The organism is Aerococcus sp. HMSC062A02 (assembly GCF_001809535.1).
Classification (GTDB): domain Bacteria; phylum Bacillota; class Bacilli; order Lactobacillales; family Aerococcaceae; genus Aerococcus.
Genome location: NZ_KV797907.1, coordinates 83656 through 105168, shown reverse-complemented (window position 1 = coordinate 105168; position 21513 = coordinate 83656). Strand labels below are relative to the sequence as shown.

Genomic DNA, 21513 nt, shown 5'->3' with positions numbered 1-21513 from the left:
CGGCTTTTACTCGAATCAAGTTGGAATATGCTCTGGAGGAGAAAATTTATGAAAAAACGAAACTTTTTGGCCCTGCTGGCTCTCCTAGCCCTCTGCCTCTTCGGTTGCAAGCAGGAAAGCGAAGCAGAAACGGACCAACCTTATGCCAAGAACGAGGCCCAAACGGAAAGGCAGGCCCCAAAATACTATATCGATCCCACCACCTACAGCGTCCGCCCTATTGGCGATGCCGACCCCAATGTTGTCCTCTTGACCTTTGACGATGTCCCCCGTCCCCTTCCGACCAGTAATGCGCCAACCATTGCCAAGCACTTGGAAGATGCCGGCGTAAAAGGCCTCTTCTTCGCTAACGGCATGTACCTGGAAGACCAAGAAGGACGCGATATTATGAAAGCTATTGCGGATAAGGGCCATGTGGTGGGGAACCACACCCAAACCCATGCCAATCTCAACGACCTGACAGCCGAACAGACCCGTGAAGAAATCCAGGCGACCAACCAAGCTGTCGAAGAGGCTACAGGACAAAAAGTCCACTTCTTCCGCCCGCCCTTTGGCTCCACCAATGCTGCGGTCGATGGCCTCATGGAAGAATTCGGCATGCTGCCCATGAACTGGTCCTTTGGCTACGACTGGGTGGCCGACTACCAGGACGCTGAGGCTCTCACCAAGCAAACCTTAGAATCAGAATTCTTACAGCCGGGCGCTAATATCCTCATGCACGATACTCAATGGACAGCTGAAGCCCTGCCCGCCATCATCCAGGGTTTGAAGGACCAAGGCTATCAAATCGTTGACCCTAATGAGATTGCCCGTCCAGAAGAGATGAAGGACTTAGGCCTTTAGACTTTTTTAGGAAGAATTTAAGCAAAAGCTAAAAGCACCAACCGCTAAACGTGCTATAATGTAGTCAAAATTGTGAAAGTAGGTTATACAAATGAAAGCATTATTGAAGAAATTGGCCCTCGGCGCAAGCCTGGCTGTACTCAGCTTGAACTTGGTGCCCACTGTACTTGCTGATAAGATCCAAATTAACCCCATGTTTACCTATGGGGAGAGCTTAAACCAAAGCCAATACCAAGAAACTAAGCAGGCCCTGGGTGTCCAAGATGGGGCCAAAGAAATTCAAGTGAATATTAATGAATTGAATGGTCTCCTACAAGACAACTACCCTTATCGCCAGGTTTACTCTTCGGCTTATATCACCCCAGCCAAGAACAATGGGGATGTTACCGTCGAAATTGTCACCCCCAAAACTATTACGGCCATTACCCCAATCCAGTATGAGAATGCGGCCCTAACAGCCGGAGCTGTTGATGTGGATATCAAGGTAGCTTCAGCTGTTCCCGTTGATGGGTCGGGTGCCCTAGCTGGTGTTTACAAGGCCTTCCAGGACGCTGGTTACCAATTAAACGACCAGGCTGTCAGCGTCGCCCAAGATGAGTTAACCACTACTTCCAAGATCAACGAAGAAAACCAAGGCAAGGAAGGCTTCTCTGACGAGGCTATGAATGCTGCCATTGCTGAAATCAAGACTGAGATCCAAAAAGCTAAGGATGAAAACAATGGCCAAATAGACAGTCAACAAATCCAAGTGATCGTCAACAATATTATCAACAACTATAATTTAAATGAAGTTATTTCGGAAGAGAATAAGCAATCCATCATTAACCTGATGCAACAATTTAGCCAGATTGAACTGACCCAGGAACAAAAGGATGCCATCAATCAATTTGGCCAGGACCTCTTGAAGAACGGGGACCAAATTATCCAAAATGCCAAGTCTGCTTGGGATAATGCGGATAAGGAACAATTAGCCCAGGATGCTCAAAGTATCTGGGACCAGATTGTTGCCTTTGTTAAGAGCTTCTTCTCTAATTCGGAAGAAGCCCCAGCAAGCGCTGACCAACAAAATTAAGCAAACTCAAAAAGCTCGTTTCTCTTTTTTGAGAGACGAGCTTTTCTTGTGTTGAGCTTTATTTATGGTAGGGCTGTTGGTTTTGGATGCGGAAGCTGCGGTAAATTTGTTCCACCAAGACCAAACGCATGAGTTGGTGGGGCAGGGTTAAACGGCCGAAGCTGAGGTTTAAATCGGCTCGGCGGCGGACGGCTTGGCTAGTCCCAACTGATCCTCCAATTACATAAACAAAGCTGCTCTTGCCATGGGTCATGGCATTCTGTAATTTCTTTGCCAAGCCTTCCGAATCCAATAAGTCGCCGTCGAGAGCCAAATGGACCACATAGTCATCGGCTTTGATCTTGGCTAGGATGCGCTCTCCTTCCTTATTGCGAACTAGGTCGAGCTCAGCTTCTGAACCTTCTTCTGGGGTCGCTTCATCCTTAACTTCGATCACCTCGAACTTACAATAAGCCTGGAGACGTTTGGCATATTCCGCAATCCCCTGCTTGAGGTATTTTTCCTTTAATTTACCAACAACAATCAATTTTACTTGCATGCTAATCCATCCATTCTATGCAAAATCAGTCAGTGAATAGGTCATTTTTATCTTTTAGCTAAACTTTACTTTATTTTTCTGTCTAAAGCCGCTAATATAATATCATTTCCGCCAAGCTTTTGGCTATTCTCAATGCTTAAAAGGAGTAACATATCTTATGCTTCAATTCTTGAATAAGCTCGGCAGTTCGCAAAAAATTGCTTTGAGCTTCTTAGTGGTGATCCTTATTGGCTCGGTCTTGTTGAGCCTGCCGATCTGCCAAACAGCGAGTTCCCAAGCGACTTATTGGGACAACCTCTTTATTTCGGTTTCAGCCGTCTGTGTAACGGGGCTCTGGACCCAATCCATCCACGATTCCTACAATCTACTCGGACAAATCGTCATGATGGGCCTCATTCAAACAGGGGGGCTGGGGCTCATGACACTCATCAGTATCGTCTACCACCGTCTCGGTCAACGCTTAGATATCCGCAACCAGATGGCGACGGGCGATGCCCTCAACCACTCGGAACTGGATGATCTTTCCGCCTTCCTGAGTCGGATTCTCAAGTACAGCCTCGTCATCGAAGGCATCGGAGCTCTTTTGCTCACAAGCTTCTTCGTTCCCCGCTTTGGTCTAGCTAGGGGGCTCTTCCACAGTCTCTTCACAGCCGTTTCGGCCTTCTGTAATGCTGGCTTCGACCTGATGGGGAATAACAGCCTGCTCGACTATCAAACCGCCCCCGTCTTGAATCTGACCATTATGGCTCTGATCATCCTAGGTGGCATCGGCTTTAGCGTCTGGTTCGATGTCAGCCAGCAGCTCCGACGCTTCTACCATGAGAAGAAGCGGATTAAGTTCTCCTACTTCATCAAGCACCTCCGTCCCCATACGAAATTAGTGCTGGGCCTGACTGTCCTCCTTATCGTCCTTGGCACCCTGCTCTTCCTCCTGGTTGAGTGGTCCAACCCAAATACCTTGGGGCCCTTAAATCCCTTGGACAAGCTCTTGGTTTCCAGCTTTCAAACGGTAACTATGCGGACGGCGGGCTTCGCTAGCGTAGACTACAGCCAAAGCCATCCGGTCAGCTTGCTTATCTTTGTCCTGACCATGTTTATCGGGGGTGGCGCTGGCGGGACAGCTGGTGGTTTGAAGGTCACTACCTTCGCCTTAACCCTCATGCTCGCTTTGAAAGAAATTCGCCAGTCTAAGTATGTGAGCTTCGACCACCATACCATTCCAGATTCCACTGTGCGTAAGGCCTTTGCCATTGCCTTAATGTATGCGGCCCTCCTCTTCACAGGAAGCGCCTTACTCTTAACTTTTGACCCTCAAGTACCCTATCTCCATCTGCTTTTTGAAGCCATTTCGGCCCTAGCAACGGTCGGTGTCTCCTGTAACTTGACCCCTAGCCTGTCCATGGCTAGCCAGGGCACCCTCATGTTCTTAATGTATATCGGACGGATCGGCCCCATGACCCTCTTCTTAGTCTTACTAGGACGCAAACGTCAGAAAATAGATATTCAGTACGCAAAAACAAATATTATTATAGGATAGGTGAATATAATGAGTAAAAAAAATCGTGTTATCGGCATCCTGGGCCTGGGTCTTTTCGGCTCTGCCCTTGCCAAGTCTCTCTCCCACAATGGCATTGATATTATTGCCTGTGACCGGGATGAAAAAATTGTTAATGCCCTGGAAAATGACCTGGCTATCGCTTCAATTGGCGACTTTACCGACTTAGACTTTATGCGCGAAAGCGGCTTTGGCAATTGCGATGTGATTGTCATTGCCACAGGGAGCGATTTAGAGTCCTGTGTTCTCGGTGTGATCAATGCCCGTGAACTCGGCATTGAAACCATCATCTGTAAGGCCAAAAACCAATCCGCCGCTAAGGTCCTCGACGCCCTGAAGGTCAACCGGGTGGTCCTGCCTGAGATTGAATCCGGCGAGCATATCGCCGATGTCTTGAGCCGCAATTCCCTAGAAGACATGATCAAGCTCGACAGCGAAACAGCCATCGTTGAATTCCGGGTCCCACAAAAGTGGTTGGGACATACGGTCGATGAGCTCGACCTCCGCCGCCACTATGATATCAATATCATCGGTTTGCGTAAACAGATCAAAGAAACCCTGAATACCAAGTTCGATCCCGATTACCACTTTGGCCCCGATGACTTAGTCGTCGCCGTCGTCAACCGCGACCGCTTCGAACAAATCGACTACTTGGAGAAGCTTTAAAAACTTTTCTTGACTATCCCTACACCTGCGGACACTGCTTAAGCAGTTTCTGCAGGTGTTTTTGTTTTTATTATAACAGTTCCTTGGAACAGACCAACTTATCCACAACCTTATCAACAATTCCACAAGGCAAAAGCCTAATTTCTCCCCATTCTGAATCATCCTAGCTCCTTTGGCTGTTATATTTTTATTTTTTCTACACAATACAATTCACAAGTATATCCCCATAACGGATGGTTTTCCACTGCTTTCACCCTATCTATACACAGGCCTGTGCATAACTTTCCCACATCTTTATACACAAGTTCCCAATTTAGGACAGAAAAAAACCTTAAACAACAGCTTTAGCCTGTGTTTAAGGTTTAATCATTAACTTGGTGTTTCATTGGAAGACTGGGCTTCGAGTTGAACTTTAACTTCCACTGGCCGACCTTCGCGGTAGACTTCTACAGTTACAGTAGCCGTTGGGTCCGTGCTGTAAAGTTTTTGACGGAGTTCGACCGTAGAATTAACCGCTTCACCATTGAATTTAGTAATCACATCATAAGGCTTGAGCCCTGCCTTGGAAGCTGGTGTGTTGGAAATAACATCCATAATCACGACACCGTTTTCAACTTCTTTTGGTAGCTTGAGCAGGTTTTCTTGTTGGTCTAATGGGATCCGACGCAGGTCGGTCATTTGTACCCCAAATTTAGGGCGAATGACCTTCCCATTTTCTTCTAACTGGGCGATAATTTCTTGGACTTCATGGCTTGGAATAGCGAAGCCCATGCCTTCAACATTGGCAGTAGAAATCTTCATGGAATTGATCCCGATAAGTTGGCCAGCTGAATTAACTAGGGCCCCACCCGAGTTCCCAGGATTGATAGCGGCATCCGTCTGAATGGCATTGACCTGCCAATCAGCACTCCCATCTTGGTCCAAGTCCACAGGTACCTGGCGGTCAAGACCTGAAATAATACCGTAAGTCACCGTTGAGGCAAAATCTGAGCCGAGTGGAGAACCGATGGCAATGGCTGGTTCCCCTACCGATAGGGCGCGTGAATCTCCAAATTGTGCGACTGTATGCGCATATTCAGCTGGAATCGACAAGACAGCTAAGTCGGTAAACTTATCGGCCCCGACTAATTTAGCTGGAACTTGCTCCCCTTCACTGGTAATAATTTCAATCGCATCCTGGCCATCGATGACATGGTTATTGGTCACGATATAAGCTCGATCGCCTTCCACTTTATAGATGACCCCTGAGCCCTCAGAGGCTGTCGTATACTGTTCTTCGGGAGTTTGGGCGGATTGGCTACCTGGATTCTTAAAACCAAAAAGATCATAAAGTTCACTATTTGAAGTATCCGCCAGATTAACGACAGAAACAACAGAACCTTTGACCTTGTCGACAATAGCGGAAACATCGGTCGTTATATTGACTGACGCTTCTTCTTGGGTCCCACTTGCTTTACTGGCTTGTCCCTGATCTTTCTTAGCTAATTCCTTATGAACAATCTCTTCTACCTCGTCCTGTGAAGTCACTTGATTGAAGGCGCCACTCGCATAGCCGACACCTCCGACTAAGCTTGCGCCAATTAAGCCTCCCACGATAGCTGGTGTCCATATTTTCTTAAGTGATGATTTATTTTGACTTTCCTCAGGCATTTAGCTACCCCCCTAACTCTCATTTTTTGCTTCATTGTAGGTGATAATTATGAAATCTTTGTGAAATTTATTATGGCTATTTTATAAAGTCAATAAGTCGCTTGCCTCATCGGGATGGGTATTGTGGATGAGGAATTGGTCATTGACCCCCAAATCATGGTCCCTTAGAACAGAAGTCACTGTCTGCATGGCCAGTTCGGGTAAGTTATTATCCTTGGAAAGATGGCCTAGGTAAACATGCTGGGTCTTATCCCCGATCATTTCGGACAAGGCTTCAGCTCCCGCTTCATTAGACAAGTGGCCACTATCGCTTAAGATCCGCTGTTTCAAATGCCAAGGATAGCGTCCCATCCTCAGCATATCGGTATCGTGGTTACTCTCCATCAGATAAGCATCGCAATTCCGCAAGAAGCCGCGTTGGCGGTCGCTGACATAGCCAAGGTCAGTCATCATCGCAAATTGCTTATTGTCCTTCTGGAAGGCATAGAATTGGGCCTGGGCCGCATCATGACTCACCCCAAAGCTCGCCACATCCAAATCCCCGAAAGTCAAAAGCTCCCCTGGCTCCATCACGAAGCGCTGCTCGAGAGGAATCTTCCCACACTTGTCGCCAATGGCTAGCCAGGTCTCTTCATTAGCATAGATCGCCAGCTTATAGCGGCGGGCTAAGACCCCCAGCCCCTTGATATGATCACTGTGCTCATGGGTCACAAAGATCGCATCTATATTATGCATGGACCGGCCGATACTGGCCATTAATTGTTCAATCTTCTTCCCGCTCAGACCGGCATCAACGAGAATTTCACGCTGGGGAGTCTGGACATAGGTCACGTTCCCGGAGCTGCCACTGGCTAACATCGAAATCCGCATTGAAAAATCTTCTGAACTCATCATAACATCCCTTCTCAGTGATAATGACTAAGTAAGCCCTATAAAAAAGTCAGGGCAGACGTCAGTTTTAAGGAGTGCTTATGGTCCCGCTCTCCTCCACTCGGTCTCCCCTGAATGGTTCTCGCTTTATTTCCAAATCATATCACTTAATTTTTTATCGTACAAGACGTCCGGCCAGTTCTGAAGCTGGCGCGGTAAACGTCCGCTAGCTACTAGTTTATTATAGTACAAAGCATTGGTCCCTGTAAACCAAGAGAGCAAGTAAAGCTGGCTTAGCTCTCTTTCGGATCGATTAATCTCTTGGTCAGTCCATTCCTTTTGGGTTAAATAATGGACTAATTTTTTGATGGCGCGCCGCTTAGAGAGAGCCTGGGGTGTATAGATCGGCAAAGCGCGCCGGTAGAAAACCAGGGCCAAGACCAGACAAAGGCCGTAGACGATGAGGGCCCCATAAGAGGTATCCATCTCCAACATCAAGAGCAGGGCAGCTAGTGTTGCTGCCATAGCTAAGATTAAATAGCCCACAAGCAGGAGCCGGTACCACTTATTGCGGCGAGAGACGGGGAAAGACTTGGCTTTTACTCTCTTAAAGGCTTTAGTCTGGGCTTTGGCCAAGGAGCCTTTAAGGGACTTGTCAGCTAATAAATCGGAAACATAAAAGCTTTGCCCCTCACCTAACTTTTGCCCTGCAGTCAACAAGGCCTGGTCCTGGCCCCTGGCGGCCTGGTCAGCTTGGCGAACAACTAATAAGTCCACTTTTTTCTTGCCAGATGGAGCTTGGGCCACTAGATCTATCAAGCCATCCTGGTACAAGCTAAAGAGGCTGCCATAAAAGCGCGCCTTAGACCTTGCTTTAGTGTTCAAAGCCAAGACTTGGTAGGGATGGACCTGGTCTAAAGCCAAATGGCTAGCCGGTGCTGTTTGGGCTAAACGGTGCTTATCCCGGCCTAGGAAATAAGCTAGAATAATTAAGAGGATGGCCAAGAGAGCTGCCATACCCCAAATAAAGACTGACTGGCGTCTGAGCTTGCTGGCTCTTTGCGCGGCTTCTTGGTCCATCTCTTGAACAATAGACTGGCCCTTGCTTTCAGGGCCAACTGTCGGATTGTTGGCCAAGACTTGAGAAGGAATATAGGCTTCCAGAAGAATGCTATCGCCCGCTCCCTTATCCCGGACTTGGATCTCTAACTCCTGGTCATTGACCCAGCGCCAGTGGGTCTTCTGCTGGGGAGTCGTTAAGATCTGAGCATCCTGGGTCTTGATGGGCTTAGGAAATTTCAAGCGGATACGGGCTTCGTCCACAGTCCCAGGTGCTGATAGGAGGGGCAAGCTCAAGATCGCATAGTTGCCATAGTTCGTCCAAGTTCGGTTGATGGTGGACTGGTAGCGGGCAATCTGCTGACTGTCGCTCATCTTGTTGAAGACATTGACCTGGAGCATGCTATCATCCTGTTGGGCAAAGAAGGTGCCAACCTCGTGGGAATCGCTCAAAGCAAAGGGAAAGGCGGACTTGGCATCGGCACTCCGCATGTCAATCTTCAAAGTCTCCACTTCCCCCACATCGCCTAGGGCAATTTGGTGGCGGAGCTGGTCCACTTGACCTTGGATATCATAAGTGATTACTTCATTTTGTTTAATCACGCCATGTTCATCCGTTGCCAGTTCGACTTGATAATCTGTAATTTTCAGCTCCTTAGCTTGAGCGGGGCCAGCCAGGAAGAGCCCTAAGCATAAAACTAAGAAGCTAAAGCCTATTTTGAGATAAGTTTTGATCATGGCTGCTCCTTCCTAGGTCCCGGTATTGGTGGTCTGCGGTTGAATAATTGTTCCATTGATACCATCCACATATTCTGTTTCAATTTCATCATCATTGTGTCTAATATAGATAGTCCAAATGGGTTTGTACATATGAAGCTGGTCTAAGGCTAAGCTGGTCCGGTAGCCAATCTTAACCTTAACTACCGTTGCCTTATTGGGAATCTCATCATTGAGGTAGAGGTTCTCAATGGCTTGCTTCTCAGAAATTAAGGGGCGGTCTTCGCCCTGGACTTGGGTCTCCCCAGCATAACTCTGCTCATAGGCGTCGACTTCCTGCTTGTCATTAAGGTGGAAGATCAAGTCCCCGGTCCCATCAATAATACCGTGACCGTCATAGGCTTCTTGGTAGTAGGTAATGGTCGACTTGCGGGGATTATAATAGGCGAACTGGTAATCTTTGCCATTTAAAAGCTGCGAGCTGTCCTTAAAGTCATTGATTTCTTTAAAATCACTGACAGACCAGGAATCTTCTGCCGTTCCTTTTTGGAGACTAGCGACCGGAATAGGCCGGTCTAATTTACTAAAGAGCCGGCCCTTGGAATCCACCGTGACTTCCTGGTCCGTTAACTTCTCAGCCTCTTCCTGCCAGGCTTCTAAGTCTAATTGGCCAGCAACGAAAGGCAATTCTCCCGTCTCATCTGATACCGAGGTTTCTGTTAGCTCTTCCAGATTCATTTCCTTCTGCACGCTAGGGGCTGTGGACCGGTTATAGTCATTGAGAAAGTAAACGGAATTCTTTCCCACAAAGATATTCAATAAGAAAAGATCTAAAATTAAGAAAGCCACAATGAGTATGTACTGTATACGTCTAAAATCCATGACTTTCCTCCTAATCTTCTTGTTCTTGATCAAGCGAAATATCTTCAGATTCTTCGCCATTTTCGCGGTCCTTGTGATCGGTGAGTCCCTGCATATTGATATTTTCTTTAGTGTCTAGGTGGATGGTCTGGAGGTCCTTGTACTTGGACATATCCACCAAGTTATCCAACATATGCCAGCGCCCCTTCAGCTTGACATGCCAGCTAGGCACCAGTTCCACCAGGGCGTTGGACTTATCGCTTCTCACCCAGCGGTAGCCGAGTTGGATCATATCAATCTCCTGGGTCGAATAGTTATTCTCTGCCAGTATTCTAACAACATCCTTGCCGCTCATTAGGCGGACGGGTGCCGACAAGTGCGTCACAGGCGTTTGAATAGTCAAAGCTGACAAGTTCAGTCCTAGTAAGCCCTGGTCAGAGATCTTCAGCTTGATCTTCGACACATTGTGGGGCCCGAAGACAGGGAGGCCCGCAATAAATTTACGGAAGACGATCTGCTGGCTTTGCCCACTAAAGTCCGTAAACTTCCAAGAATCATAGGCAGGTTGGAAGTCTTTTAGCAAGTTAAAGCTCTCTTGGATGGCTTCATCCTGCTGGAGGGCTTCCCCATCGCTACCGTCACTCGCATAGACCAATTCCAGGGTATTATTGTCCAGAAGCAGGCTCTTACCATCGGAAAAATAGCGGGAATAGTTAGCATCACTATAATCATGAATATTCTCCGGTGAAGGAAAGAGCTTGTTCAAGTAAAAATTAATCGGTTGCCGCTCAACCATATAAGTCAGGATATCCAATTCTTGAGCTTCCTTGCTTAAATAGATGCGCCCTTCTCGGCACTCAAAGGGTTGGACGGCATAAAAAGTCGACTTATCTTGGTTGAGCTGGTCTTGAATAGTTTGAATGGGGCCTTCTTCTTGGGCTTCCACAGTAAAAGCTTTGTCGTTTTTTTCACTCAATAAATAAATTTTGGGATCGTCGACTGTCATAATAATCCGGTCAAAGACATAATCGCGGTGGGATTTATCGAGTTCGGGCGCCCCTTTAAGCAAGAAGGCCATGGGGATTTCATCCGAGAATTCAAATTCCACAAAATTTTTCTTATCGATGGCTTGGCGGAGGTCTTCCGACTCTTCTTTGATCTTCCCAGCATCAATGGTCTTCGACAAATCAAAGAGGGGCTGGGTCAGTTGCTTAATCAGGTCGGGATTGAAAGATTTCACATAGCCTTCTTCCTTGTCGTGACGCACCACAGACTTAGGCGAGAAGACAACCTGTAAGGGAGCTGAACTGGGCTGGGTCACATTGAGTGTCCCAGTAGCCACTTGCTGTTGGTCTTGGTCTTTATTTTGCCCAAAGCCTGGGAAGGCATTGAAGACCCGAAAAGTCGGACTAAAGATAGCAAAAGTTGCTAAGAGGCTAAAGGCAACGAGCAAGATCAAAATGATATTAACAAAACGTCCCCAATGTTTTCTCATTCGCCCCACTCATCCTCTCCATAGAATTCAACATAAGGGAGACTGACAAAGAAGGTCGACCCCTTATTCTCAATACTGTTGACCCAAATGCGGCCATGGTGCATCTCAATCACTTCCTTGGCGATGGCTAAGCCCAGACCAGTCCCACCTTGGGCCCTAGACCTGGCCTTATCTACCCGGTAGAAGCGGTCAAAAAGATGAGGAATGCTCTTCTGTGGCACGCCCAAACCTTGGTCCTGGACACTGAGGGTGACTTCATTGTGGGTCGACATCAGTCGGACCGTAATCGTTCCGCCATCCGGTGAATACTTAATGGCATTATTAATAATATTATCAATGACCTGAGTCATTCGGTCCTGGTCAATCTCGACAAAGTAATCATCCCCTGCCAATTCACGGACAATGGTAAAGGAACGGTCAGTCCCAAATTGCCCAGACTGCATCATCATATCGAAACGGTCGAGGACATGGGAGACCAGGGCCGTAAAAGAAACCAGTTCAAAGTTCAACTGTTCCTTACCCGAATCCATATTAGATAGGTGGAGGAGGTCGCCAATCATCCGGATCATTCGGTCGGTTTCGTTTTGGATAACGCCCAAAAATTCTACCGCCAGGTCTTGGTCAGCTATCGCCCCATCTGCCAATGCTTCACTATAAGACCGCACACTGGTCAAAGGTGTTCGCAATTCATGGGAAACATTAGAAACAAATTGCCGTCGGTCACGCTCAATCTTTTCCCCTTCGGTAACATCTGTCAAAACCCAGACTAGGCCAGAGATAAAGCCACTGTCTCGCTGGATGATCGAATACTCACCCTTGATCACCGATTCTTGGTCAGGGGTGGACATATCGATTAGAATCTCGTCATTACTATCAAAGAGTTCACGGAAAGTATAGCGGTCCTGTAATTTGAGGACTTCCATAATGGAGTGACCCATCACTTCCTCTTCTGAGGCTGAGATAAAGTCCAGGGCCTTACGGTTGGTTAGGATAATTCGCCCCCGCCGGTCCGTTGCCATTACCCCATCGGTCATGTGCTTGAGCACCGAATCCAGACGCTGACGCTCCGACTCAGTAGACTCTTGAGCTTCCTTAACGCGGACAGACAGGTAGTTGATGGACTCCGCAAGATTGCCGATTTCATCATCACTATAAACTTGTACTTGACCATTGAAGTCCCCATCCGCAATTTTTTCGGCTTGGTCCTTCATGGCCTTGAGCGGGCGGGTAATCCCAGTTGAAATCAAGAAGGCCAAGACAATAGTAAATAAGAGGGAAACAGCCGATGAGGTCAAATAGATGATAATAATGTTTTGAATTTGCCGGTAAACGCTCTCAATATTAACCCGCAGATTTAATACGCCGACCAATTGCCCTGAGGAATCCGAAGATAGGATAGGCGCCACATACTGTTTCACCCGGATATTCTGCTCGGTATCATAAATTTCACGCGAAGAAGCTGTATTATTGTAGAGAGTCTGGTCGATATCCTCCCTGGTCACCCGTTGACCCAAGTGCGCCTGACTGTTGGGGCTGGAGCTCGCCACCAAAAAACCATTGCGATCCAAAATCTGAGACTCCAGGATATTATTAGAATTGAAGCGGTGAAAGATCGTATTTAGACGGTCCGCCTTCTCCTGGTTATCCAAGTTGTCATCATCCAATATGGGCCGGGCAGATTCCTCCAAGAAGCTCATCTGCACACTAACCTGCTCATCAAAAGAAGCTAGCATTTCAGATTCGAGCTGCTTGATAAAATAAGCCCCAATAATTTGGAGCGAGAGGAGCACCACAAGGATAAAGATCATCGGAATCTTAAAGAGGACCGATTTATAAAATGGGATGCCTTTCTTCGCCATGGCCTACTCCTGATTGAGGTCTTGGATGAAGTAACCGACGCCCCGTCTAGTCATCAAAATTTCAGGATGGGAAGGTGACGTTTCAATTTTTTCCCGGAGTCGGCGGACTGTAACATCCACGGTGCGCACATCCCCGAAGTAGTCATAGCCCCAAACAGTTTGCAGGAGGTGCTCCCGGGTCATCACTTGACCAATATGGCGAGCTAAGTAGTGGAGAAGTTCGAATTCACGGTGGGTCAGCTCAATATCTTCCCCATTCTTAGACACCATATAGGCCTCTTCATGGATGACCAAGTCACCTACTTCAATATTGTGGGTCTTCTCCTCCTTAGCTTCCGGTTCAGCTGCAATAGCTGAACGACGTAGGTTAGCCTTGACACGGGCAGAAAGCTCCCGGTTGGAGAAGGGTTTAGTCACATAGTCATCCGCGCCCATCTCAAGTCCTAGCACCTTGTCAATTTCATCGCTCTTAGCCGTCAGCATAATGATAGGGACTTGGCTCTCCTTGCGAATTTCCCGGCAAACCTCAATCCCATCTTTCTTAGGTAGCATGAGGTCCAATAAGATCAGGTCTGGTTCACATTCTTCAAAGTAATCCAAAGCCATCTCACCATCTGAGGCGACATAGGTCTCATAGCCTTCTTTTTCTAAATTATATTTGATGATATCAGAAATGGCTTTTTCATCATCAACGATTAACACCTTTTTCATGTTTGCACTCCTTTAATTCATGAATTAACAGACGATTCAAGCGCTTTTTTCATTAATCTATTATACCTTGAGCCCAGCTAAAGTTCAATTCTTCACCTGGAGCCAAGGACTCTCCTCCCATGATAGCACAAAAAAAAGTCCATCGGGTTACTTGGCAGATGCCAGCCGATGGACTATATATAGAAAAAAGTCGAGCGGGGTAGGTCTCGACTTTTTTGATTTAAATCTTATTGATAAGCTTGCATGCTTACTGCGAAATGTGGCGCAAAGTATTGAACGTTAGATTCTGTTACAGTTTGGCCTGGAGCAGGTGCGTGGATGTAGCCCCCTTGGCTGTCAGTAGCAAGCGCTACGTGGTAACTAGAACCATGGTTCCCCCAGAAGTAAAGGTCGCCAGCTTGAGCTTGGCTAACAGCGATAGTTGGACCAGCTGATTCTTGAGGAACTGTCCAGCCACCAATGTCTTGGCCAGTTGCTTCACGGTAAACATAGTTAGTGAAACCTGAGCAGTCAAAGCCATTAGGTGTCTTACCGCCCCATACATAAGGAACACCAGTGTATTGACGAGCAGTTGCTACGACATTTTGGTTCCCTTGCTTATTTTGTTGGGCTTGTTGTTGCTGTTGTTGTTGAGCTTGAGCAGCTTCCTGTTGACGTTGAGCTTCAGCTTGTTGAGCCTCTTGTTGACGTTGAGCTTCGGCTGCTTGAGCTTCTTGTTGACGCTGAGCTTCAGCCGCTTGAGCTTCTTGTTGGCGTTGAGCTTCAGCTGCTTGGGCTTCTTGTTGGCGTTGAGCTTCGGCTGCTTGGGCTTCTTCTTGGGCCTTAGCTTCAGCTACTTGAGCTTCAGTTTGAGCCTTTTCTTGGTTATGGCTTGCTGGTTGGGCAACTACTTCTTCTTGAGCTACTTGGTTAGCAGGTTGAGCCACAACTTCTTCTTTAGCAGGTTGAGCGATCACAATTTCTTCAGCGTCTTCTGGAGCAGTTTGGTAAGCGGCTACTGGATCTTCTTCTGCTTCAGGATAAAGTACAAGAACTTGGCCAGCGTAAATAAAGTCGCTAGATAAACCATTTAAGGCACGCAAGTTTTCAACGCTTGTTCCTGCAGCTTGAGCAATTGCTGGAAGGGTATCCCCTGCCTTAACAGTATAGGTATTGCCGTTAATTGTAATCACATGAGCTTCTTTTTCAACAACAGGAGCTTCTGTAGCTACTGTGTCAGCCACTACTTTACCGTTTTCTGCTTGGTCAGCTTGGGTATTTTGAGCTGCTTCAACTTGACCCTTAACCTTTAATTGCTGACCAACTAAGATGAGGTCCCCGCTGATTTGGTTTAATTGACGGAGAGCGTCAGCTGTTGTATTAAACTTAGCTGCGATTTGGTTTAAGGTGTCACCAGCTTGAACGTGGTAAACAGCATCGGCAGCTTGACTAGCTTGGGTGTCGATTTTAACCGTTTCAGTTGGGATATTGAATTGTTGGCCCACTAAGATATGGTTAACATCTTTAATATTGTTTTCTTTAGCAATAGCATCAACGCTTGTTCCGAAGCTGTTTGCAATAGCTGACAAGGTGTCGCCAGCATTTACTTTATATAATTCATCAGCAGACGCGGTCTGTGCGAAAGCTAGTAAAGCTGTGGTCGTTGCTAATGAAGTTCCTACCATAGTTTTCAATTTACTCATTTAAATTTTACCCCCTGAGTTTTACTCAAAATTTAATTCTCTATTATTATAACCATCTTTTCCCCAAATTGGGATAACAGTTAGATTACAAATTATTTCACTTTGTTGCAAAAAAAGTCTTGACGGCTTTTAAATAATATGCGGACAAAGCTGATGACAGCCTCTTTTCCCTGGTCTGAGCTTTTAAAAGTCTTTATTTACTTTTACAAATTCTTGCTAAAAGCTTTGAAATTCAAAGAAAATTCACTTTTTTGTAACACAACTGTAAACTTAGCCCCTAATTTTTTGCTTGTCTAGGCTTTAATGGGACCGAAAAATGACTTAGCCCCGGGCTTGCCAGAAGATGGTCGCGAGAACGAGGATAATGAAAACTGCTAGGAAGAATTTAGGATATCGTTTCTGCATGGTGCATCCTTTCTATAAGTCGACTTCGAGATAAATTGGCGTGTGGTCCTGACGGTCACCAGAATGAATCATTTCCGATTTTTGAACCTGGTCTCTGAGGCGATCGCTGGTCAAGAAGTAATCGATCCTCCAACCAGAGTTATTGATTTTACTGGTTTTGACACGTTGGGCCCACCAAGAGTAGACCCCTTCCACATCGCCATGGAGGTAGCGGAAGGTATCCGTAAAGCCGCGGTCTAGCAAGTGCGTAAAGCCTTGGCGTTCTTCATCTGTAAAACCAGCTGAACGTCGGTTGTTCTCAGGATGGGCCAGGTCAATTTCCTGGTGGGCAACATTATAATCTCCCGTCGCAATCACCGGCTTGTCTTCATCCAAGCTAGCTAGGTAGTCGGCATATTTTTGATCCCAAACTTGACGGTCCGCTAGACGTTTGAGGCCATTCCCTGCATTTGGGGTATAGACTTGGTTGAAATAAAAATCTTCAAATTCTAGGGTAATCAGCCGGCCTTCCTGGTCCATGGTATCCGGTGCTTGGATTTCGGGATAGCTAATGATAGGATCAAAAGCTTCCTTAAAGAGGACCATATTGCCAGCATAGGACTTGCGGGCAGGCTCAACCGACGAAACCCAGGCATAGCGATAACCAGGGAACCAGTCAGCCAAGGCTTCCTGGTGCTTCTTGGTCGGTCCCTTGCTCGATAGCTTGGTCTCCTGAATGGCAATAACATCTGCCTCATAAGTCTGGATCGTCGCTAAGACATCCCGGGACATTTGAGCGCGGTTCGAATCACTCGTCAGTGCTGCATTCAGCGAATCAATATTCCAAGAAATAAATTTCATCATTTAAATAACTCCTTCGTCTAATCGTGCATCCAGTTTAACATAAAATTCTCCACCCCTTCTAATTAAAGCTCGGACAGAACTATGTTAAACTATCTACAAAGGAGGGCGTTTGAGATGCGACTCTGGCACCAGGACCTGATTCCAGCCTTACCCCGCCAACAGCTCCCAGGCCAGCACCGAGAGTGTGCGGCCTTGCGCGGAGGCGGCTGGGGGAAGAAACACGCGACGGTCGACTATGTTTTTAACTATTCCCCCTACCGGCTCTATGCCTACCACCAGCTCGTTATCGATGAAATGAAGGCTCGGGGCTACCATCCTGATCCGGCTTGGGAAGATAAGAATTATCGGGGCAAGAAGTGTGCGCCCTACTCTAATTTAGAAGCAGTTCCTATCAGCCAGCCCATCTATCCCGAACACGATGTGGCTTATATGGACGAGTGACTAGCTAATTTAAAGAGTAAGGAAATCACCCTATAGTTTTTTCATATAGTTAGTATTTTAATTCAACTAAGGAGGAGACCATGACAGACCAAAGAAAGCAAGTTAAAGACTATTACAGCCAAATCACGACTGAGCAAGAAGGCGAGATGGCTACACAGATCTGTTCACTAGCCGGACAAGACCTGCCTCGGGAAATTAAGCGCATTCGCTCCAAAATTCCTAAAGAAATTAAGGAGCGCTTCTATGGGTGTGGGTCCCCTATCCCCGACCTGCTCGAAGGACTCACTGTGCTCGACCTAGGCTGTGGAACCGGGCTCGACGTCTATACCCTCTCCTATCTCGTCGGCGAAAAGGGTCGAGTAATTGGAGTAGATATGAACCCTGACCAACTAGCTATTGCCCAAAAATACCAAGATAAGATGGCCCGCAAATTCGGCTATCAATCATCCAATGTTAGCTTTAAGCAGGGTTATATTGAAGATCTAAAGGCTCTAGGCATTGATGATGACTCGATTGATATCGTCGTCTCAAACTGTGTGATTAATCTTTCACCCGACAAGGAGAAAGTCTTTAGCGAAATCTGGCGGGTACTTAAGCCCTCCGGTGAACTTTATTTTTCTGATATCTTTGCAGACCGCCGTTTACCCGAAGAGCTCAGCCAAAACACTGTCCTGCTCGGTGAATGTTTAGCCGGTGCCATGTACCAAGCCGACTTCCGACGTTTAATGCAAAAACTTGGTTGGCTAGACTTCCGCTACACGGCTAATGTCCCAGCTCCTATTGGTAATGGCCGGATTGAAAAGCTGATTGGCAACATTGGCTTTGTCTCTGCCACCGTCCGGGCCTTTAAATTGCCTAACCTCCTTGAAGATGCCTGCGAAGAATATGGACAGATTGCCATCTACCAAGGTGGCGTACCAGGCCATGAAGACCGCTTTTACCTGGACTTAGACCACCCCTTCGACAAGGGCCTGCCAGCCAAGGTCTGTGGAAATACCTGCGCTATGCTAGAGCACAGCCGTTTTGCCCCTTATTTTAAAATCATCGGCGACCGCAGCCAACACTTCGGTGCCTTCGACTGCCAAGGGGGAAGCGCAAGGACCCCAGTAAGTGAAGACCGGAGTACTTCTTCCTGCTGCTGCTAGGCAAGCAGTCAGCTAAACTTAATTCTGAATATACTAAAAATAGCAGCCTAGAATAGGAAAAACTTGTTCTAGGTTGCTATTTTCATCTTTAAAATAAGGACTATGTCGAAAATCTACTGATCGCCATCTTCACCAAATTCTTCTTGACCAATTTCAGTCACTTCATCATATAGTTCCTTATTATCCACACGCGATTCGTCGTAAAGGTCGCGCATCTGGGCAGCGTCTTCCCGGTCAAAGTCATAGTCCTCCGATAAGCGCCGCTCCTCATGTTCCAGTAAACGATCGCGAATCCCGCTTTCTTTATGAATGTGACGGTAGCGGAGGGCCCATTGGGTGATTAATAAGGCAATCACGAAGAAGCCACAATAGCCAATAAAGGGGAAGAGATAGGCCACTAAGGTTTCAAATCCGATAAAGGAAAGGACAAAACCAACCGCTACTAAAAAAATCATATTGCGGCTGAATTTTTCTGGATGGGCCCGCGATACTCGCTTGGCTAGGGCATAGTAGGTTCCGATGGCTGTATTGTAAATCATACCAAAGATAATCAGCGCCATGACCAAGCCCAGCCTTGGATTAATAACGTTGAAGAGGGCTAAGAGGGGCATGGATGACCCTGCCACCTGGTCGATATTCAAGCTAATGGAGAAAAAGGAAGCGAAGAGGAGGGCTCCAACCAAGAGGCCTCCGAAGAGCCCGCCAAAACCTGCCTGCTTGGGACTGTACTGTTCCCCACCAATCACAACTGCCATGGACAAGGCTAGCATCAAGGCCAGGCAGGAATAATTCAGAGTCGAAATCAACCAATTCGGCAGAGTCGTCGGTTGACTAGCTGATAGTGCCATCGCTTCGTCAAAGGTCAGAGGCTGTTGGATCAGGGTATGGATAAGGATCCCAATCAGAAAAGCAATGACAAAAGGCGTAATGGCACCAATCAAAGTCGTCACCCGGTCCACATCCATATAGGCAGTGACAATTACCATGCCCGACAAGATCAAGGCTCCCATCCAGATGGGTAAGCCGAACTGCTGGTTGAGATTAGTCCCCGCTCCTGCAATCATAATAAAGCCCGTACAGAAGAGATTCATATTAATAATAAAATCAATAATTTTTGACACCAGGGGCGAAGAAATATGGTTGAAAAGTTCGCTGTGCTCCTGGGCCTTGTAGTAAGAACCAAACTGGAGGAGGATGATCCCCCCAATAATAAAGAGGCATGCCGACAGGGCCACACCCCAAATTCCCTCTTTGCCAAAACTAACAAAGTACTGCAGCATCTCCTTACCACTCGCAAATCCAGCCCCAATGATGACACCCAAGTAGGCCAGTCCGATGTGGAACATATTTTTTATTTTAGCATCCATAGTAAGCCCTTTCCCTTCCTTAACATTAACGTTTTCTTAACTTTAATTATAATGGCAATTTCTTTTAATGCCAGTAATAAGGGCAAGACGCTCTTTGGAAAAACTGTTCGACCTATTATTTAGAGAGCCCCATTAGCGAGCCAGCTATCGCTTAATAGACAGGACAGCCGATTTGAAAATGAAGCAAAAAAAGAAGCTGGGACAAATGTTCCAGCCTCTTTTTAAATAGCGAACTTTTTTTCAAAAACATGCTCCAAAAGTCAGGCCTGATCGACTTTTGTCACCCTCTCCTATTTGAATCAGACTTAACGTTTATCTAATTCTTCTTTAAGCAGTTGGTTGACAACTTGTGGGTTGGCTTGACCACGTGTTTCCTTCATAATCTGACCAACTAAGAAGCCCATTGCTTTCTTCTTACCAGCTTGGTAGTCTTCCAAGGATTGAGGGTTAGCATCAATGACGTCGTTAATCATTGGGACTAATTGTTCAGGATCAGAGATTTGAACCAGTCCTGCTGATTCAACATATGCCTTAGCAGACCCGCCCTCTTCAGCGAGGTGCTTGAAGACTTTCTTCCCGATCTTGCTAGAAATCGTCCCGTCTTGGATAAGTTGGATCATTTCGGCTAAGTTATCAGGTGTTAAGCCGATTTCATCAAGCCGCTTAGCATTATCGTTTAGATAAGCAGAGACTTCGCCCATTAACCAGTTCGAAGCTTGCTTCGGATCAGCGCCTGCAGCTACCGCGGCGTCGAAGAACTCAGACATTTCACGGGTCAAGGTTAAGACTTTGGCGTCGTATTCTGGCAGACCGAATTCTTCAATGTAACGTTTACGGCGTTGGTCTGGCATCTCAGGCATGTCAGCCTTGATTTGGTCTAATTCTTCCTGGCTGACTGTAAATGGAGGTAGGTCAGGTTCTGGGAAGTAACGGTAGTCCGCTTCTCCTTCCTTAACACGCATCAAGACTGTCTTGTTATTGGCATCGTCCCAACGCAGGGTAGATTGTAAGATTTGGTCACCACTGTTAAGAACTTGAGCTTGGCGTTTCTCTTCATAAGCCAGGCCGCGACGCACATTGTTAAAGGAGTTCAAGTTCTTAATTTCGGTCTTAGTTCCGAAAGCTTCTTGCCCATAAGGACGGAGGGAAATATTCGCATCGCAACGCATGGACCCTTCTTCCATCTTCACATCGGAAACATTGATAAACATCATGATTTCACGAATCTTTTCAAGATAGGCATAGGCTTCTTCAGGCGAGCGCATATCTGCTTCAGAAACAATTTCAACAAGGGGTGTCCCTTGGCGGTTTAAGTCAACCAGAGAGCCTTGGCCAGAGTGGATACTCTTCCCGGCATCTTCTTCCAAGTGGATCCGTTCGATCCCGATCCGCTTGGTCTCTCCATTGACTTCAATATCGACATAACCATGTTCACCTAGTGGCTTGTCTAATTGAGAAATTTGATAAGCTTTAGGGTTATCTGGGTAGAAGTAGTTCTTCCGGTCAAAGTATTGACGAGGGTTCACTTGGCAGTTTAAGGCCGTCGCAGCTCTTAAGCCATAATGAACAGCCTTTTTATTAGTGAAAGGCAGGACGCCTGGATAGCCCCAGTCCACCACATTGGTATTCTCATTTGGGGCAGCTCCGAAACTGGTAGGAGCACTAGAAAAAACTTTAGACTTGGTCTTTAATTCAACATGGACTTCCAGACCAATGACTGTTTCATAATTCACG

18 protein-coding genes are annotated in these 21513 nt (G+C 46.8%); 6 read left to right on the top strand and 12 right to left on the bottom strand.

Annotated elements, in window-relative coordinates:
- Window positions 1-48: 48 nt before the first annotated feature.
- Window positions 49-843: a polysaccharide deacetylase family protein gene (locus HMPREF2626_RS00560; protein WP_070616567.1), complete on the top strand. Its 795-nt coding sequence runs from the start codon at window positions 49-51 to the stop codon at window positions 841-843.
- A 91-nt stretch (window positions 844-934) separates the two neighbouring features.
- Window positions 935-1915 carry a DUF1002 domain-containing protein gene (locus HMPREF2626_RS00555; protein WP_070616564.1) on the top strand — a complete coding sequence of 327 codons (981 nt, stop codon included), beginning with the start codon at window positions 935-937 and terminating at the stop codon, window positions 1913-1915.
- Between the two features lie 58 nt (window positions 1916-1973).
- On the opposite strand, the gene rlmH is transcribed toward HMPREF2626_RS00555, so the two are convergent.
- Window positions 1974-2453, bottom strand: coding sequence for a 23S rRNA (pseudouridine(1915)-N(3))-methyltransferase RlmH (gene rlmH, locus HMPREF2626_RS00550; protein ID WP_070616562.1), 480 nt, complete (start codon window positions 2451-2453; stop codon window positions 1974-1976).
- A 157-nt stretch (window positions 2454-2610) separates the two neighbouring features.
- Here rlmH and HMPREF2626_RS00545 point away from each other — a divergent pair, with 157 nt between their 5' ends.
- Together HMPREF2626_RS00545 and HMPREF2626_RS00540 are read left to right on the top strand one after the other, a co-directional pair.
- Window positions 2611-3990: a TrkH family potassium uptake protein gene (locus tag HMPREF2626_RS00545; protein WP_083294267.1), complete on the top strand. Its 1380-nt coding sequence runs from the start codon at window positions 2611-2613 to the stop codon at window positions 3988-3990.
- Window positions 3991-3999: 9 nt separating this feature from the next.
- Complete coding sequence (locus HMPREF2626_RS00540) at window positions 4000-4674, top strand: potassium channel family protein (RefSeq protein ID WP_070616560.1); 675 nt, start codon at window positions 4000-4002, stop codon at window positions 4672-4674.
- 369 nt (window positions 4675-5043) lie between these two features.
- On the opposite strand, the gene HMPREF2626_RS00535 is transcribed toward HMPREF2626_RS00540, so the two are convergent.
- From HMPREF2626_RS00535 to HMPREF2626_RS00495, 9 genes are all read right to left on the bottom strand, one after another.
- A complete protein-coding gene (locus HMPREF2626_RS00535; protein ID WP_141744547.1) occupies window positions 5044-6324 on the bottom strand; it encodes a S1C family serine protease in 1281 nt (426 codons plus the stop codon).
- 81 nt (window positions 6325-6405) lie between these two features.
- Complete coding sequence (locus HMPREF2626_RS00530; RefSeq protein WP_070616558.1) at window positions 6406-7218, bottom strand: MBL fold metallo-hydrolase; 813 nt, start codon at window positions 7216-7218, stop codon at window positions 6406-6408.
- A 123-nt stretch (window positions 7219-7341) separates the two neighbouring features.
- Window positions 7342-8991 carry a DUF2207 family protein gene (locus tag HMPREF2626_RS00525; protein WP_070616556.1) on the bottom strand — a complete coding sequence of 550 codons (1650 nt, stop codon included), beginning with the start codon at window positions 8989-8991 and terminating at the stop codon, window positions 7342-7344.
- 12 nt (window positions 8992-9003) lie between these two features.
- Entirely contained in the window at window positions 9004-9852 is an 849-nt protein-coding gene (locus tag HMPREF2626_RS00520) for a two-component system regulatory protein YycI (protein WP_070616554.1), read from the bottom strand.
- 10 nt (window positions 9853-9862) lie between these two features.
- The gene (locus HMPREF2626_RS00515; RefSeq protein ID WP_070616552.1) at window positions 9863-11326 is read right to left on the bottom strand and encodes a YycH family regulatory protein; all 1464 of its coding nucleotides are present in this window, start codon (window positions 11324-11326) and stop codon (window positions 9863-9865) included.
- A complete protein-coding gene (gene walK, locus HMPREF2626_RS00510) occupies window positions 11323-13185 on the bottom strand; it encodes a cell wall metabolism sensor histidine kinase WalK (protein ID WP_070616550.1) in 1863 nt (620 codons plus the stop codon). Before walK ends, HMPREF2626_RS00515 begins: the two co-directional genes overlap by 4 nt.
- 3 nt (window positions 13186-13188) lie before the next feature.
- A complete protein-coding gene (gene yycF, locus HMPREF2626_RS00505) occupies window positions 13189-13896 on the bottom strand; it encodes a response regulator YycF (protein WP_070616548.1) in 708 nt (235 codons plus the stop codon).
- Window positions 13897-14123: 227 nt separating this feature from the next.
- Window positions 14124-15578, bottom strand: coding sequence for a C40 family peptidase (locus tag HMPREF2626_RS00500; protein ID WP_070616546.1), 1455 nt, complete (start codon window positions 15576-15578; stop codon window positions 14124-14126).
- A gap of 417 nt (window positions 15579-15995) precedes the next feature.
- Window positions 15996-16823: an exodeoxyribonuclease III gene (locus tag HMPREF2626_RS00495; protein WP_070616661.1), complete on the bottom strand. Its 828-nt coding sequence runs from the start codon at window positions 16821-16823 to the stop codon at window positions 15996-15998.
- Window positions 16824-16940: 117 nt separating this feature from the next.
- Between HMPREF2626_RS00495 and HMPREF2626_RS00490 the strand changes: the two genes are divergently transcribed.
- On the top strand, window positions 16941-17267 hold the full coding sequence (locus tag HMPREF2626_RS00490) for a TIGR02328 family protein (RefSeq protein WP_070616544.1): 327 nt from the start codon (window positions 16941-16943) through the stop codon (window positions 17265-17267).
- Window positions 17268-17347: 80 nt separating this feature from the next.
- On the top strand, window positions 17348-18412 hold the full coding sequence (locus HMPREF2626_RS00485) for a methyltransferase domain-containing protein (RefSeq protein ID WP_070616542.1): 1065 nt from the start codon (window positions 17348-17350) through the stop codon (window positions 18410-18412).
- Window positions 18413-18525: 113 nt separating this feature from the next.
- Here the strand turns inward: HMPREF2626_RS00485 and HMPREF2626_RS00480 are convergent, their stop codons facing one another.
- Both HMPREF2626_RS00480 and gatB read right to left on the bottom strand, forming a co-directional pair.
- Window positions 18526-19779 (bottom strand): YkvI family membrane protein, encoded by a 1254-nt coding sequence (locus tag HMPREF2626_RS00480; protein WP_083294265.1) that lies wholly within the window; start codon window positions 19777-19779, stop codon window positions 18526-18528.
- A gap of 305 nt (window positions 19780-20084) precedes the next feature.
- Window positions 20085-21512, bottom strand: a complete 1428-nt coding sequence (gene gatB, locus HMPREF2626_RS00475) for an Asp-tRNA(Asn)/Glu-tRNA(Gln) amidotransferase subunit GatB (protein WP_070616539.1) — start codon at window positions 21510-21512, stop codon at window positions 20085-20087.
- Between the last annotated feature and the right edge of the window lies 1 nt (window position 21513).